The sequence below is a fragment of the Flaviflexus huanghaiensis genome, assembly GCF_014118685.1.
In the GTDB taxonomy this organism is placed as follows: domain Bacteria; phylum Actinomycetota; class Actinomycetes; order Actinomycetales; family Actinomycetaceae; genus Flaviflexus; species Flaviflexus huanghaiensis.
Genome location: NZ_JACFAK010000007.1, coordinates 68,525 through 83,605 on the forward strand (window position 1 = coordinate 68,525; position 15,081 = coordinate 83,605).

Annotated in this window: 14 protein-coding genes; 5 read left to right on the forward strand and 9 right to left on the reverse strand. The window is 62.2% G+C overall.

Features of this window, described 5'->3' with window-relative positions:
- Window positions 1-82 precede the first annotated feature (82 nt).
- The 3 genes from H7E91_RS06640 to H7E91_RS06650 all read right to left on the reverse strand — a co-directional run bounded on the left by H7E91_RS06640 (window position 83) and on the right by H7E91_RS06650 (window position 2,940).
- The gene (locus H7E91_RS06640; protein ID WP_182354315.1) at window positions 83-859 is read right to left on the reverse strand and encodes a C40 family peptidase; all 777 of its coding nucleotides are present in this window, start codon (window positions 857-859) and stop codon (window positions 83-85) included.
- A gap of 548 nt (window positions 860-1,407) precedes the next feature.
- Complete coding sequence (locus H7E91_RS06645; RefSeq protein ID WP_182354316.1) at window positions 1,408-2,154, reverse strand: C40 family peptidase; 747 nt, start codon at window positions 2,152-2,154, stop codon at window positions 1,408-1,410.
- A 108-nt stretch (window positions 2,155-2,262) separates the two neighbouring features.
- A complete protein-coding gene (locus tag H7E91_RS06650; RefSeq protein ID WP_182354317.1) occupies window positions 2,263-2,940 on the reverse strand; it encodes a metal-dependent transcriptional regulator in 678 nt (225 codons plus the stop codon).
- Window positions 2,941-3,016: 76 nt separating this feature from the next.
- Here H7E91_RS06650 and serC point away from each other — a divergent pair, with 76 nt between their 5' ends.
- On the forward strand, window positions 3,017-4,105 hold the full coding sequence (serC, locus tag H7E91_RS06655; protein WP_182354318.1) for a phosphoserine transaminase: 1,089 nt from the start codon (window positions 3,017-3,019) through the stop codon (window positions 4,103-4,105).
- Here the strand turns inward: serC and H7E91_RS06660 are convergent.
- The 6 genes from H7E91_RS06660 to H7E91_RS06685 all read right to left on the reverse strand — a co-directional run bounded on the left by H7E91_RS06660 (window position 4,050) and on the right by H7E91_RS06685 (window position 9,820).
- Window positions 4,050-5,450, reverse strand: coding sequence for an MFS transporter (locus H7E91_RS06660; protein WP_182354319.1), 1,401 nt, complete (start codon window positions 5,448-5,450; stop codon window positions 4,050-4,052). The genes serC and H7E91_RS06660 overlap by 56 nt on opposite strands.
- Window positions 5,447-5,857 carry a MarR family transcriptional regulator gene (locus H7E91_RS06665; protein ID WP_182354320.1) on the reverse strand — a complete coding sequence of 137 codons (411 nt, stop codon included), beginning with the start codon at window positions 5,855-5,857 and terminating at the stop codon, window positions 5,447-5,449. Before H7E91_RS06665 ends, H7E91_RS06660 begins: the two co-directional genes overlap by 4 nt.
- Before the next feature lie 59 nt (window positions 5,858-5,916).
- A complete protein-coding gene (locus H7E91_RS06670; RefSeq protein WP_182354321.1) occupies window positions 5,917-7,377 on the reverse strand; it encodes an NCS2 family permease in 1,461 nt (486 codons plus the stop codon).
- Between the two features lie 84 nt (window positions 7,378-7,461).
- Complete coding sequence (gene manA, locus H7E91_RS06675; protein WP_182354322.1) at window positions 7,462-8,682, reverse strand: mannose-6-phosphate isomerase, class I; 1,221 nt, start codon at window positions 8,680-8,682, stop codon at window positions 7,462-7,464.
- Window positions 8,682-9,449 (reverse strand): DUF3027 domain-containing protein, encoded by a 768-nt coding sequence (locus H7E91_RS06680; RefSeq protein WP_182354323.1) that lies wholly within the window; start codon window positions 9,447-9,449, stop codon window positions 8,682-8,684. The genes manA and H7E91_RS06680 overlap by 1 nt, the downstream gene beginning before the upstream one ends.
- Window positions 9,446-9,820, reverse strand: a complete 375-nt coding sequence (locus H7E91_RS06685) for a cold shock domain-containing protein (protein ID WP_182354324.1) — start codon at window positions 9,818-9,820, stop codon at window positions 9,446-9,448. Before H7E91_RS06685 ends, H7E91_RS06680 begins: the two co-directional genes overlap by 4 nt.
- A gap of 213 nt (window positions 9,821-10,033) precedes the next feature.
- Here H7E91_RS06685 and H7E91_RS06690 point away from each other — a divergent pair, with 213 nt between their 5' ends.
- The 4 genes from H7E91_RS06690 to H7E91_RS06705 all read left to right on the forward strand — a co-directional run bounded on the left by H7E91_RS06690 (window position 10,034) and on the right by H7E91_RS06705 (window position 15,080).
- On the forward strand, window positions 10,034-11,902 hold the full coding sequence (locus H7E91_RS06690; RefSeq protein WP_182354325.1) for a TPM domain-containing protein: 1,869 nt from the start codon (window positions 10,034-10,036) through the stop codon (window positions 11,900-11,902).
- A gap of 64 nt (window positions 11,903-11,966) precedes the next feature.
- Window positions 11,967-12,728: a PspA/IM30 family protein gene (locus H7E91_RS06695; RefSeq protein ID WP_182354326.1), complete on the forward strand. Its 762-nt coding sequence runs from the start codon at window positions 11,967-11,969 to the stop codon at window positions 12,726-12,728.
- Window positions 12,729-12,857: 129 nt separating this feature from the next.
- Complete coding sequence (locus H7E91_RS06700; RefSeq protein ID WP_422111034.1) at window positions 12,858-13,562, forward strand: response regulator transcription factor; 705 nt, start codon at window positions 12,858-12,860, stop codon at window positions 13,560-13,562.
- Between the two features lie 3 nt (window positions 13,563-13,565).
- Entirely contained in the window at window positions 13,566-15,080 is a 1,515-nt protein-coding gene (locus tag H7E91_RS06705) for a sensor histidine kinase (RefSeq protein ID WP_182354328.1), read from the forward strand.
- Window position 15,081 lies beyond the last annotated feature (1 nt).

Consider the following 15,081-nt stretch of genomic DNA (forward strand, 5'->3'; position numbering starts at 1 on the left):
ATCCTTCACGTCTCCCCGATGGCGAGGGACATAGCGGAACGGGGACCAGTCCATGTGGACCGGTCCCCGTTCGTCACGGTTCTTAGAGAACGCGTAGATAGATGGGGCTGCCCCAGACCGGGGCTTCCTTCGTGCCCATGGTCGGGTTCCATGCGGCGATATGCATGCCATTGCCGGTGTAAATACCGACGTGCCCGGGCCACCACATGAGGTCACCGGGCTGCGCCTGCGAGGCGGGAACCTGCGTGCCTGCAAAGCGGGCGCCGGAGGAGGAGGCAGGAATCGACACACCGACCTGGCGGTAGACGTAGCTAGCGAAGCCGATGCAGTCCCAACCTGCGGGGCTCGTGCCGCCCCAGACATACGGGGCTCCTGCGTAGGAACGTGCGATGGCAACAACCTGCGAGCCGACGCCCGAAGCTGGGGCCGGTGCCGCAACTGGTGCGGCGGCAGCCGGTGCTGCCGCGGCCGGAGCCGGAGCGGCTGGAGCTGGCGCGGCCGGAGCCGGAGCGGGTGCGGCGGCCTGCTCTGCCACGGGGGCTTCTGCGGCGGCCAAGGTCTCTTCTTCAACAACGGGCTCGGGCTCGGGAGCCACCGCTGTCACTGTCACCTCGTCAAGCGCAAACTCTGCCGCGCCCGGTGACTGCACCGTGAACTGCTCAACAACCTCTTCGACAGGCTGTGCGGCTAGGTCGATACGCTCGGAAGCGCCGATCTGCTCTTCGGTACCGAAGGCGGCGGGTGCAGCTGCGCTAAACAGCATGCCCGTCGTGGCGGCTGCGGCAGTAACAACGCCGGCGGCCATGGGCTTCATAGCGGGAACAGCGACGTGGCGGCCGGAACGCTGAGACTTGATCATAAATTTCTCCAAGCGGGTGACCCCGCGGGTTTTTTTAATTCGTCTTTCGGTTTGCATGGCATCTGGTCGACACCTGTCCGCTGGGCGAACTCCAAGAACTATAACAATAGTGAAACGGGAATGTCACGCTTCGATAACATCGCGTTTCGGCTGGTGAACGCGGAGAAAATGAAACCGCTTGTTAGCAACGAAAAATCGCGCGACACGCGTCACAGAATGTTATAAACGTGTCTCACTTCGCACTTTTCCGCATCTCATTTCCGCCCACGACCACGGACTTTATGCTTCTCGCGGCCCCACCGAATGATCAAGCAGTGAACCCGCCCCACGGTCCGCGAGAACGTCATCGACGAAGGTGCAATGCGGGGATACCGACCACACGGGAGGCGACCCCTATCTCGCAACACCTTTTCCGGATCGTTCTTCGGCGCACGCAACGAGACAAGAGCAGAGTTAGGTGTACGCCGCGCGATCGTATATGCAGTCGGTTGCGGATACGAAGAAGCGGCCAGCGCTCAGCGCTGGCCGCTCTCTACTTCGTATTCTTCTCAGCCGCCCACGCGAACGTAGGTCGGGCTACCGTATACCGGGCCCTCGAATGTGCCCGAGGAGGGGTTGCGGGCCGCAATGTGCATGCCGTTGCCGGTGTAGATGCCGACGTGACCCGGCCACCAGACGAGGTCGCCCGGCTGTGCCTGCGAGGCGGGGACGACGCGGCCAGCGTAGAGCTGGGCGCCCGATGAGCGGGGTAGCGAGATACCAGCCTGGGCGAAGACATAGGACGTGAAGCCAGAGCAATCCCAGCCTGCCGGAGTTGTCCCACCGTACACATAGGGGGCGCCAACGTACTGGCGTGCGATCCCAACGACGGACTGGTTGCCCGAGGAAACGACGGGAGCGGGGGCGGGGGCCGCGGCCTGGGGGGCGGCCTGGGTTTGAACCGGAGCGGCCTCAGCCTGAACCGGAGCTGCTTGCGCCTGCACGGGCTCTGCCTGTGCGGGGGCTTCAACTGCGGCCTCGACCTCGGGCTCCTCCTCAACAACCGGCTCGGGAGCAGCCTCGGATACAACCGAGATGGGGGCCAGTTCAACGGATGCGTCTTCCGGAAGGTTGACACCGATAACGGCGGGGGCCTGCGGGGCCGCGAGGGAGACGGTCTTGGCGACGGCCTCGGTCTCAGGCGCGGCGACAGCGGCCGTGGCCGTCATTCCGAACGCAGCGGATACTGCGGCGACAGTAAAAGCAGATGAAGGTCGAACCTTGGGGGCGGTGTGGCGGCCACGACGGCTGGACATATCTCTCCTGACAGGAAGTTTTCCTTACAGATCAAGAGAGTAACGGAAGATAACAAATATGTCACGAACAATTACAACTTGTGACCTAAAAATCACGGGCAGTGTGACCTACCTATCAATGAAGAGGTGCTTGCCGACTGCGTCCCCAAGCTGCTCCAACATTCCTTTCGACCCCGTAATGGCGAGTCCTTGCGGCATTTTCTCAACGCTGATCTCGACTCCGGGTACAACGCCGGCCGCCTTGAGCCGGGACAGAAGCTCGACATCGACCTGTAACGGCTCAGCAATTCTCCGAAGTGTCGCGGTGAAGCGGTCGCTGTCCACATCGGCGAGCGCGATGAGGCCCGATTCCTCGGCGGCAAGATCGCCAGGACCCTCCGCAGCGGACGGGATTGGATTGCCGTACGGATCGTGGGAGATGTGGCCGAGGATGACGTCAAGCTTCTCCGCGACCCGATCTGACATAACGTGCTCCCACCGGCACGCCTCCTCGTGGGCGTACTCCCAGTCCATTCCAATGACATCGATGAGCAGGCGCTCGGCGATGCGGTGCTTGCGCATGACCTCGGTCGCCTTGCGTCGGCCGGCTACGGTCAGTTCGATCCGGCGATTCGGTCCGATGACGAGTAGCCCGTCACGGGCGAGCCTGTTGACGGTCTCCGACACGGTCGGACCAGAATGATCGAGACGTTCGGCGATGCGGGCACGGAGGGGTGGGATACCCTCCTCCTCAAGTTCGTATACCGTCTTCAGGTACATTTCGCCGGTGTCGATCAGATCAGCCACTTTTCCTCCTGCACAGATGTCTCCACTCTATCTGGACGCCCGTGTACTAGGCGCGTGAATCTGCGAGAGTTGGAGCATGTTGATACCCAGTGCGCTTCTTCCTCGCGATGGTCGGTTCGGCTCGGGGCCCTCAAAAGTACCCGCCAATCATCTGTCCTTCGATGCGACATGGATGGGCACGTCCCACAGGAAGGCTCCAGTCAAGGACGTCGTCGGCAGAATTCGCGAGGGCCTGCACGACCTGTTCCGCCTACCGCACGGATACGAAGTCGCGCTCGGCAACGGTGGCGCGTCACTGCTCTGGGATGCAATTCCTTTCTGTCTCGTCGAGGATCGTCCCAGGGCGGCGACATTTGGCCAGTTCTCGACCAAAGCAGCCAACGCACTTCGCACAAACCCGATGGTGTCCGATCCCGTCATCGACTCCGCAGAGCCTGGCACCGCGCTTCTCCCACGTACTAGCGAGGGTGTCGACTCCTATCTCTACCCTCACAACGAGACCTCGACGGGCGCGATGCTTCCAGTGAAGAGGATCGGTGGGCCGGAAGCGTTGACGATCGTCGACGCGACCTCCGCCGCCGGCGGAGTTGATTTCGACGCGGCCGAGGTTGATGTCTATTACTTCTCACCCCAGAAGTGCTTCGCATCGGATGGTGGACTGTGGTTCGCAGCCCTCTCGCCAGCAGCTATCGAGCGTATAGAACGACTCACGGCCGAGCGCTGGGTCCCCGACATCCTCAACATGAAGCTCGCGCTCGACAGTTCACGAAAGAACCAGACCCTCAACACGCCGGCGCTCGCCACTCTTCACCTTATGCTCGCTCAGCTTGAGTGGATGCTTGAGGAGGGCGGCCTTCGTGCGATGGATGCCCGGACCCAGGCCTCTTCAGCGATTGTCTACGACTGGGCGCAGCGCACGGACTGGGCGCATCCCTTCGTTGAGAAACAGCATCGCTCCCAGGTTGTCGCGACGATCGACATCGACCTGCCGGCCGATGAGGTGAGCGCTGTCTGCCGCGCCTCCGGCATCGTCGACATTGACGGCTACCGTGGCCTCGGCCGCAACCAGCTGAGAGTGGCGACGTTCCCGGCCGTCGAGCCCGCCGATATTACGGCTCTTCTGGAGTCGCTGACCTGGGTGGGACAGCAGCTACCCCAGAGCTGAGAGCCGCCTGCTCCTGAGTTGTCGCGTCCAGCGTCCGCTCCCTGCTACGCCGCTTGGTACCATGCTCCTGGCGCCGCTGGGCGTGCTCGGCCGGTCCGATAATGACGAGGTGTGGCTTGACGCGGCGCCGGTACTCGAACGTGACATTCCAGTTGCGGCGCACCCAGATGAGGGCACCGATTGAGACGATAATGGCAGCGACAGCGCCGATTCCAATTCCCCAGCGGGGGTGGATGTTCGCGGCGATCCACCCGACGATCGGAGCTCCGATCGGTGTTGAGCCCATGAGGACCACCTGGTACAGGGCCATGATCCGCCCCCTCATCATCGGGTCAACTGACGTCTGAATCGCCATGTTCGCGCTCGTTAGCAGGGTGAGGGTGAAGTAGCCGACGAAAATACAGGAAATCGCATAGCTCCAGTACGTCGGCATGACTGCGTTAACACCAGCTGCGATGCCGAATCCGAAGGCGGCGACGACAACGAGGCGGACGCGGGACTCTTTGCGCCGGGCCGCCATGAGCGCGCCCGTGAGAGATCCAATTGCCATGATCGAGCCAAGCAGACCGTACTCCCCCGCATCCTTACCGAAGACCTCACTCGCCATCGACGCGCTTGTCAGCTGGAAGTTGAGACCAAGGCTCGAGATGACACCGGCAACGACGAGGATGACGACGATATCGGAGCGGTGGCGGATGTAGCGGGCCGCCTGCCGGATCTGTCCCTTCTCACGGGGCTGGTGCTTGATCGGGAAGAATCTGTCGGACTTCATGATTGCCAGACCGATGAGGGTGGCACCGAATGAGACGCCGTTGATGACGAAGACCCAACCCGTTCCGACGACAGCAATGAGTAGGCCAGCGAGCGCGGGGCCAATAAGGCGGGCGCTGTTGAAACTTGCGGAGTTGAGTCCGATCGCGTTCGTCAGATGCTTGGGCTCAACGAGCTCCGAAACAAAAACCTGCCTGGGCGGGGTATCGAATGCAGAGACCGTTCCGAGCGCGAGGGCGAAGCCGTAAACGATCTCGACCGTCGCGAAGCCGGTGAGGACGAGGGCGCCGAGACCGACGGCGAGCAGCCCCATCAGTGACTGCGTGACGTACATGATCTTCCGCTTGTCGTAGCGGTCAGCCAGAACCCCTGCATACGGTGTGATGAGGAGCAGCGGCATGAATTGGAGGGCTGTCGTCACACCGACGGCGAACGCATCATTGTCTGTGAGCTCGGTGAGGACAAGCCAGTCCTGCGCGACGCGCTGCATCCAGGTCCCTGTGTTCGCCACAATGGCAGTGAAGAACCAGAGTCGATAGTTGTAATACTTGAGTGAGAGAAAAGTCCGCTTCACCTAGTGATCATCGCCGTCATGATCCTCGCCGCTCGGTCGAGGGTGGCGATGTCATCTCCTTCCAATGTTCCGAAATGTTCAATAAGCCATGCTGCTCCTTCAAGCGACGCCGATTCGAGCGCTACGCGCCCCGCGTCAGTCATCGTGACAGCAGTCTTCCGATTGTCGATTGCGTCCCGCTCGCGGCGTACGAGACCTGCCTCCACCATCGCTGAGATGAGCTTCGACATGGTGGGGAGTGAGACGCGCTCATGGGCGGCGAGCTCACTGACCGTCATGGGGCCTCGTGCGAGCACAGTGAGGACGCAGAAACGAGATTCGCCGAGCGACCCCGATCCACGCAATGCGCGGGAAAGGTGAAGCGCGGCGAATCTCAACGAATCGGCGACGTCAGCATTGTTTACCACGGGCTCCATTGTAACAAATGGTTAGCCAGGTAAACCATAGCTGGTGCTGGTCTACTCCATCACAAACCGAGGGCTGCCTCGATCGGTCCGCGCACGAAGTAGAGGACGAACAGGGCGCTGACGATCCAGAGAAGGGGGTGCACCTTGCGTCGCGAGACACCTGCGAGGATCGCATAAGAAATGAAGCCCATGCCGATGCCGACGGTGATTGAGTACGAGAACGGCATGAAGACGATCGTGAGGAACGCCGGGATGCCGACAACGAGGTCCTTCCAGTCGATGTTGGCGACTTGCTGCATCATGAGGAAACCGACGATGACGAGCGCAGGCGTTGCCGCCTCGTAGGGGATCATGCCGGCCAGCGGCGCGAGGAAGGTGCTGAGAAGGAAGAGCGTGCCGGTGACGATGCTCGCGAGGCCTGTGCGCGCGCCATCGGCGACGCCGGTCGTCGACTCGATGTAGGCGGTGTTCGATGAGACGCCACCAACGCCACCAGCGATTGCACCGAGGGAGTCGATGGCGAGGATCTGGCGCATACGGGGCGGGTTGTCGTTCGCGTCGAGGAGCTCTGCCTCGGAGCCGACGGCAACCATCGTTCCCATTGTGTCGAAGAAGTCGGCGAGCATGAGCGAGAAGACGAGGACAAGGACGGCGATGATCGAGATTTTCTCGAACGGACCGGTAATCGAGAATGTCCCGAGTGTCGAGAATTCCGGAACCGAGACGGGCGAGCCGTCAAGAGCGGGAACGGTCAGGCCCCAGCCGCCCGGGTTTGAGCCGTCGGGGGTCTGACCCCCAAGCTTGAGGATCGCCTCGAGTGCGATCGCAGCTGCAGTGGCGATGACGATACCGATGAGGATCGCGCCGCGAACCTTCTTGACCATGAGGATCGTGATCGACAGCAGGCCAATGAGGAAGACAACGAGCGGCCAAGAGGCGATCGAGCCGTTAATACCGAGGTCGAGCGGGGTGCCACCGCCGGGGCGGACGATGCCGGCGTTGACAAGACCAACAAGAGCGATGAACAGGCCGATGCCGACCGAGATTGCGGTCTTGAGGAAGCTCGGCACAGCCTTGAAGATCGCCTCGCGCAGGCCGGTCATGACGAGAACGAAGATGAGGATGCCTTCAAGGACGACGATGCCCATGGCGTCCGCCCATGTCATTCCGGGAAGCGACACGATGGTGTACGCGAGCATGGCATTAAGGCCAAGGCCCGCCGCCATCGCCATCGGGAAGTTGGCGACTGATCCCATGAGAATCGACATGACAGCTGCGACGAGCGCGGTGCCTGCGGCGATCGCCGGGGTGTTCGCGCCCTCGGTACCGCCGCCGAGGAAGTGACCCGTTGAGTCCGGAGTGGACAAGATGATGGGGTTGAGGACGAGGATGTAGCTCATCGCGAAGAACGTGACGAGTCCGCCGCGAATCTCCTGGCCGACCGAGGAGCGACGTTCCGTCAGTTTGAAAGTGCGATCGAGGAAGCTAGTTGGCTTGGTGCGCTCAAGTAAATCGTTCACAGCCCGATATTTCGTTGTTTAGCGCGCCAAATCGACGTCATTCCACATGCTGGACGAAAAATCATCCATATGGTGAGATGGAGGTTAGGGGACGTCGGCCTGAATGAGGGTTCCCACTCCGCAGACCTCGAGCTTTCCTTCGTCCGCCCTCACAAAGACCCCCTCGCCACGGTTGAGTGTGATTCTCTGCTCCTTTGTCGCCACCTCGATCGCTCCAGCGAGTGCAAGGAGTATTCGGGGGCCGCCGCCGGGCACCGTTCGAACCTCATTCCACGTTCGAAGCTCGATGACAGACAGCTCGAAATCCTCAACCGGAGCATAGTAAGTGCGGGTGACGTCCGAGACGTACTCCGGTGCAATGCGGATGGGCGGCGCAGCCACATAATCCACCGTGGCGAGTAGCTCAGGAACGTCGATGTGCTTCGACGTGAGGCCGGCACGGAGCACGTTGTCCGAGTTCGCCATGATTTCGACCCCGAGGCCGGACAGGTAGGCATGAACGGTACCGGCCGGAACGAACAGGGCCTCCCCTGGATGAAGCGTCACGGGGTTGAGCAGCAGTGAGGCAACAACACCGGGATCGCCCGGGTAGTGGCCCGCGAGCAGAGTGACAATCCGGTCGGCACGCACGGACGGCGAATCTCCGCTGTCGAGCCGCACCCGGCACCCGTAGACCAGATCGGCAACCTTCTCCGGGCTCGGCCGCGTCTCGTCGCTCAGCAAATATTCGAAGCACCGCCGCATGCCCACAGAGCTGAGATCCTCACGCAGATAGGACAGCATCGTGTCCGCGATCTCGCACGGCAGGCCCGTGATGACGTCGGCGACGCGGCGCGGGGCACGGAATCCTGCGACAGCCTCGAACCGGTCGAGCGCGAGAAGAAGTTCGGGCTTGTGGTTGCGGTCCCGATAGGACCGGGTGGGATCGGATAGGGGAACGCCTGCCCGCTCTTCGTCCTCAAACCTGCGGGCGGCCTGCTCGCGTGAGGGATGGACCTGGAGGGAAAGCGGCTTGGCGGGAGCGATGAGCTTGAGCAAGTACGGCAGGGTATTGCCCATGCGGGCCACGTCCGCGCCGAGTGCCCCCTCCGGGTTATCACGAACGTACGAGCGCAGATCGATCTCGCCCGGCGACGCGTCCGGGCTGTAGGCTAGGCCGCCACCAAGGACAGCCGAACCTGCTTCGTGAGTGCCGAGCCACAGCTCCGCGACCGGGGTGTCACTCTCTGCCACGTCGAATAGGCTGGGAATCGCCGTGGTCGAACCCCACGCGTAATCCTTGACGGCTCCTCGAAGCCGCTCCACTACGACGTGCCCTCGGCGACGTCGATCTGAGCATCGTCGAGCACGGGATCCGACTGATCCCAGAGCTTCCGCTGCTTCGGTGCATCCGTCTCCGAGTGTGCGCCGCAACCGTGATCGAGTGAGACGACCTTGCCGTCGTCCGGTGACCATTCGTTCGCACACACGCCGAACAGACTGCGCGCGGAGCCTGCCATCAGCATCATGAACGCGCAGGTCGAGCACGTTGCCTTGGCGGCGCGCGCGGACGGGCTATTGGGGCCTCGGTCAGAGTTGTACCAGCGGTTGAATGTCTCCGCGCGGCCCTCCTGGGAGAGAACCCGGGCTCGGCCGAGGCCGAGTTCGAACTCCCGCAGCTGATCGGCGTCGTCCGAGGTGTCCTCGAAGCCCTCGACAAGGCGCGGGTCGTCGTCCCGGTACGGGAGCGGCTCGGTGCCGGATATGTCCTCGGGCTCGAGCCTGTCAGCCCACGGCACCCAGTCTGGTGCGACAAGTGCCTCCGCGCCCGGTTTGAGGGACAGCTCGTTAACCGTCACCTTACGGGAGCGCGGCGCCCGCGACTGGGTCACCGCCCAGTACCACCCGACGTAGCCTGGAAGCAGGCAGGTGAATGCGTGGGTGAGGACACGCTCCCCTTCGAGGACGACACCGACGTGTTCGCCAATCATGTCGGGCGTGGTGATGTCGAAAAGCGCATCGCGCGCAGGCTCGACAGCCTGCGCGAGAGTCTTTTCTTTCGTCACTGTCTGGACGGGAACTAGACGGGTCATGCGTCGAACTCGCTTGCCAATGTTCGGAGGGCTTGGGCGATGCGGGGGCTGCCCTCGGGATAGCGTCCCCTGCGTAGCTGGGTAGAAGCGTGGTCGAGCAACCTAATGAGGTCCTCGATGATCGGGACCATGTCTTCAGGCTTGCGCCTCGACGCCTTCGCGAGGGAGACCGGTGGCTCCTTCAGCTCAACCGACAGCGCGTGGAGGCCGCGCCGCCCCTCGGCGACCGAATATTCGACGGGAGTGCCCTTGCGTGGGCGAGCCCCAGCGGGCAGGACGGACTCAGGGAAGTACACATCACGTCCATCATCGCCCGTGATGTAGCCGAAACCCTTGTCTTGGCTGAAGAACTTAACCTTGCCCGTTGGCACGACAGCTCCTTATATTCTTGCGCAGATACTCCCCTAGTCTACCGCCTCGAGTAGGCGACTGTATTCGTCAATGACATCGGCAGTGACCTCACGTTCTGGCGCACCGCAACACCGGCCTATACTCTGCAGTCACAGGGTGCTCCAGAACACAAACCGGTTACACTGATGCCACCATTCCCCTCGGGGCAGACGACTGGAAGCAGAGCACAAAGAATGACCGATATCGATGGGGGCATCGCGGTGAGCGTGGAACCGTTCCGCCCGACCGACCTTCTCAGCGATCCCAATGGCGTGCTCGAGCAACCCCAGGTTGCGGAGGACGCCCTGTACTCGCTTGCGGATCAGGCTGGCGATGAGCTGTATGTCATCTTCGTCGATGATTTCGGCGACCTTGGACCGAGCGAATGGGCTCAGCAGGCCAGTAGCGCTGTTATTGATGAGGGAGATGCCCTCATCGCGTTCGCCACGGAGACGACCGAAGCCGGGTACTGGTCGCTCGATGAGGGGGTCGCAGGTAGCGTCGAGGAAGCGATCATCCTCGCTCGCCCCGAGCTTCGGGATGGGGACTGGGACGCGGCAATCGCGACGATCACCGATGAGCTCCGTTCGGATGGTGAGGGGCTCGGGGGCGGCACGGACTCCTCTGGCTTTTTCGCATTCGTCGGTGTCTCCCTTCTCCTGGTCGGCGGCTTCATCGTCTTCACTCTGTTCCGCAGGCGGCGCAAGGCGTCCGCAGAGAGGAAGAAGCGCGCAGAAAGCCTGGAGGCTCTCGGGAAGAGAGCCGCAAACGCTCTCATAGAGGCTGATGACGGTGTCCGCGAATCCGCTGCCGAGCTCGACTTCGCCAAAGCTGAGTTCGGTCTTCAGGCAACTGTCCAGTTTGACCAGGCACTCGATCACGCCCGTGCCGAAGTTCGCGAGGCATTCGAGTACCGAAAAAAGCTCGACGACGATGTGCCGGACACGGACCAGGAGAGGCATGCCTACTACACGGCCATCCTCGAACACACCTCACGCGCACGGCAGGCGATCGCAGCCCAGGAAGAGGAGTTCGCGAAGCTGAGAGACATGAATGCTCGCGTGCACGAGATCCTCGCCAGCCTGTCGACACGGATCCAGGAGCTGAGCCCACGGGTGCCGACGGCTCAGGCACAAATCGATAACCTGCGCCATCGGTTCCCTCAGGCCGCCCTCGCCACGCTACAGACCTACCCCGACAAGATTGCTGAGTTCCTTACCGCAGCTCGCGAAGCAGTCGTTCGTGGCCAAGAGCAAGTCGCGGGTGGCCAGCGCAGCCAGGCCTCGGTCTTCGCCCGGATCGCGGAGACGAATGTTCAACAGGCCGCAACTTTGCTCGGTGATGTGAGCAATGCAGAACAGACGCTACTCAACGCCCGCGCGAATCTTCAGGAGGCCATCGCCTCACTCTCATCCGATGTTGAGGACGCGAAGCGTCTCGGAGGCGCAGATCCCACAATTCACGCGCGCCGCGCGGCGGCAGAGCGTGCGCTGTCGTATGCGGTTGACTCAGGCGCCGACCCGCTTCTCGCTCTCGATCAGCTCGAAGAGGCCGAGACCGCAATCGACGCGGCTCTCGTCGGGGTGCGCAAAGCGGATGAGAATCACCGCCGCCTCATGGCTGGGGTTGAGAAGGCGATGCATGCGGCCGATCGGAAGATTCACGTCGCCGATGTCCTCATCGACTCAAACCGCCGTGCCGTGGGCTCGGGGGCGCGAACCTCGCTCTCGGCGGCCATGTCTGCGAAGACGGCTGGCGAACGGGCAGGTTCTGTGGAGGAGCAACTTGCTCACTACCAGCAGGCCGAGCGCTACGCGCGTCAGGCGGAGGATCAGGCACAGTCGGACATCCGCCGACACCAGCAGCAGGATTACTTCGGCGGGCGCCGCGGCGGAGGGGGCGGCAACATGATGGCCGGTATGATCCTCGGCTCAATCCTCTCCGGCGGCTTCGGCGGCGGCGGTCGCGGCGGGGGATTCTCGAGCGGGTCCTTCGGCGGCTTCGGCGGTGGTGGAGGCGGCCGCGGTGGTGGAGGTGGCTTCGGCGGAGGCATCGATTTCTGAGTCCGCACTTCGCTTCCCACCAAGTCAAATTTTGTAAGCAACGGTTTCCAACGAAAGGTTCACCATGGCTGAAAAACAGTCCATTCTCGGCCGCATCGGCCAGCTCACCCGGGCTAATATCAACGCGCTCCTCGACCGCGCTGAGGACCCGCAGAAAATGCTGGACCAGCTTGTCCGCGACTACACGAACTCCATTGCCGAGGCTGAAGACGCGATCGCCGTGACGATCGGCAATCTTCGGCTAGCGGAAGCTGACCATGCCGAAGATCTCCGGGAAGCGGAGGATTGGGGCCGCAAGGCCATCGCCGCCTCGGATCGCGCGGAGCAGTTCCGTTCGGGCGGTGATGGGGCGAATGCGAAGAAGTTCGATGATCTCGCGAAGGTCGCGATCTCGAAGCAGATTGCAGCCGAGTCGGAGGCCCGCTCGGCCGAGCCGATGATCGAATCCCAGAACCAGGTCGTTGATCAGCTGAAAGACGGCCTGCAGACGATGCATCAAAAGCTCGATGAGCTGAAGTCGCGCAGGGACTCTCTTGTTGCCCGGCAGAAGTCGGTCGCAGCTCAGGCGAAGGTCCAGGAGTCGATGGCATCGATCAACGTTCTTGACCCGACGTCGGAGATCTCCCGCTTCGAGGAGCAGATCCGGCGAGAGGAGGCTGTCGTTGCAGGTCGCAAGGAGCTGCAGGGTGCCTCGCTCGCGGATCAGTTCGCTGAGCTTGAGGCCAGCTCGAAGGATGTCGAGGTCGAGGCGCGGTTAGCCGCGCTTAAGGCTGGCAAGACCCCTCAGGGCGAGATCGAGTCTGGCGAGAACACAACGATCTACTAGCGACACGGCTGGTCAGCCGAGCAGCGGGCGGCTGACCAGCTGATGTTCCCGCGGGCCAGTTCTCCCGCTGGGAGCTGAAAACTTGCCGTTCACAGCAACTGTCCAGTCGATTTCAAGATAATGGGGACCATGAGCTCCGAAGCAAAAATCCTCGTCGTCGACGATGAACCCTCGATCCGTGAACTTCTCAGCGCGTCGCTGTCGTTCGCTGGGTTTGAGGTCCGTATGGCGGCGGATGGCCACGAGGCCATCTCCCAAGTGTCCTTCGTCCACCCCGATCTCGTCGTCCTCGACATCATGTTGCCCGATATGGATGGGTTCGAAGTTCTCAAGAAGCTGCGTGAGCACGAACCCGGTCTTCCCGTCCTGTTTCTCACCGCAAAGGACGACATTCAGGACAAGGTCCGCGGCCTGTCGGTCGGCGGGGACGACTATGTGACGAAGCCGTTCTCTCTTGAAGAGGTCGTTGCCCGGATCCGCGCCATCCTCCGCAGGACGACGGATGATCGGGAGGAGGGCAATATTGTCTACTCCGACCTCGTCCTCAACGAAGACTCGTACGAGGTCTACCGCGCCGGGGTCAACGTCGAACTATCCCCCACCGAGTTCAAACTGTTGCGCTACCTCATGGTCAACGCCGAGCGAGTCGTGTCAAAAGAGCAGATCATCGATCACGTGTGGGATTACAACTGGAACGGCGAGATCTCGATCGTCGAGTCCTATATCTCGTACCTGCGCCGCAAGATCGACTCATCTGACACGCTCGGTGTCGAGGTGTCGCCCCTCATCCACACGAAGCGCGCGATCGGGTACGTGCTCCGCGAACAGAAATAGACCTTGCGCCGCGAACAGAGTCTGACAGGGCGACTCGTCGCCCTCTATGTGCTGATCCTCAGCCTCGCGCTGGGGGCGGTCTTCATCAGCACGATGACGGTCATGAATCAGGTTCTCATGAACCAGGTCGATGATGATCTGCGGTCGTCAGGGGCGACGATCGCCCAGCAGACGTTCAGCGCTATGTCGGGAACCGATGTTCAAGTGGTCCCATCCCCCTACTACATCTACGTGCGCAACGAGCTTGCATCCGACTGGCAGTTCATGTCGCCGTCGATGCAGGAGCGGTACGGCAGGCCCCTCGATGTGTCACCCGTCTTCGACGAGGAACCTGGCAATTCGATCACGATCCCGGGCACCATCGAGCACTCGACGTGGCGGATCATGTATCTCAACACCGTGTCCGAGCAGTTCCCGGCCGTCGCAATCGCGTATCCGCTGGCGACTATGGAGCAGACGAAGGCGCAGATGATGCTGATCCTCTTCATCATCGCCACCTGCATCGTCGCGCTTGGTGCGATCGTCTCCTACTTCATGGTGCAACATTCGCTGAAACCGCTGCGCATCATCGAGCAGACGACCCGCAAGATCTCGCAGGGAGACCTCAGCCAGCGCGTACCGACGGAGAGTCTCGGCATCGAAGTGGGCCATCTTGCCGGATCAATCAACATCATGCTCGGCCAGATCGAAGCGAGCATGCAGGCCCGGCAGCGCTCCGAGGAGCAGATGAGGCGCTTCGTCTCGGATGCTTCGCACGAGCTACGCACCCCGCTCGCCTCGGTCCGAGGCTATGCAGAGCTCTACCGCATCGGTGGGATTCCGAACGACAAGATCGAGCAGGCGATGGGGAGGATCGAGTCCGAGGCACGCCGCATGGGGGGCCTAGTTGAGGACCTTTTGCAGCTCGCTCGGCTCGACGAGTCCCGTCCACTCAACATGACGTCAGCTGACCTGGTCGACATCGCCGAGGGAGCTGTCCTCGACTTCCACGCCCGTGCCCCCGAGTACCCGGCGAAAGTGACGGGCTTGCACGGGGAGGAACCCTCCCCCGCTATTGCCCGGATCGACAAGGACAAGATCTCCCAGGTCATCAGCAACCTGTTGAGTAACGTTCGCCAGCACACGCCGCAGGGCACGACAGTCGAGGTTGCGGTCGGAGTGGAGCAGATGAACTCCGTGACGGGGACCGTCGACATGGCTGTTATTGAGGTTCGCGACCACGGTCCCGGCATCCGCACCGAAGACCAGGCGAAAGCGTTCGAGCGCTTCTTCCGCTCCGACACGTCACGGTCGCGAGCGTCAGGCGGGTCGGGCCTCGGGCTTGCCATCGTGTCCTCCATCGCGGCAGCGCACAGCGGCTCAGCCAATATCAGCGAGACCCCCGGCGGCGGAACGACCGTGTCGCTCAACTTCCCGATCCCTCGGGATCCTCAGCCGGCTGGCTCCGTGCCGAGCACGCAGGTCACGACCCAACGCTCTGCACGAGTCCCGTACACGTTCACGAGGCGGCGCCGCTAGC

What these genes read in the sequence shown, in the direction of transcription:
- H7E91_RS06640 (WP_182354315.1), bottom strand. Translation starts at nt 859, where the DNA reads ATGATCAAGTCTCAGCGTTCCGGCCGCCACGTCGCTGTTCCCGCTATG.
- H7E91_RS06645 (WP_182354316.1), bottom strand. Translation starts at nt 2,154, where the DNA reads ATGTCCAGCCGTCGTGGCCGCCACACCGCCCCCAAGGTTCGACCTTCA.
- serC (WP_182354318.1), top strand. Translation starts at nt 3,017, where the DNA reads ATGTTGATACCCAGTGCGCTTCTTCCTCGCGATGGTCGGTTCGGCTCG.
- H7E91_RS06680 (WP_182354323.1), bottom strand. Translation starts at nt 9,449, where the DNA reads ATGACCCGTCTAGTTCCCGTCCAGACAGTGACGAAAGAAAAGACTCTC.
- H7E91_RS06690 (WP_182354325.1), top strand. Translation starts at nt 10,034, where the DNA reads ATGACCGATATCGATGGGGGCATCGCGGTGAGCGTGGAACCGTTCCGC.
- H7E91_RS06695 (WP_182354326.1), top strand. Translation starts at nt 11,967, where the DNA reads ATGGCTGAAAAACAGTCCATTCTCGGCCGCATCGGCCAGCTCACCCGG.
- H7E91_RS06700 (WP_422111034.1), top strand. Translation starts at nt 12,858, where the DNA reads ATGAGCTCCGAAGCAAAAATCCTCGTCGTCGACGATGAACCCTCGATC.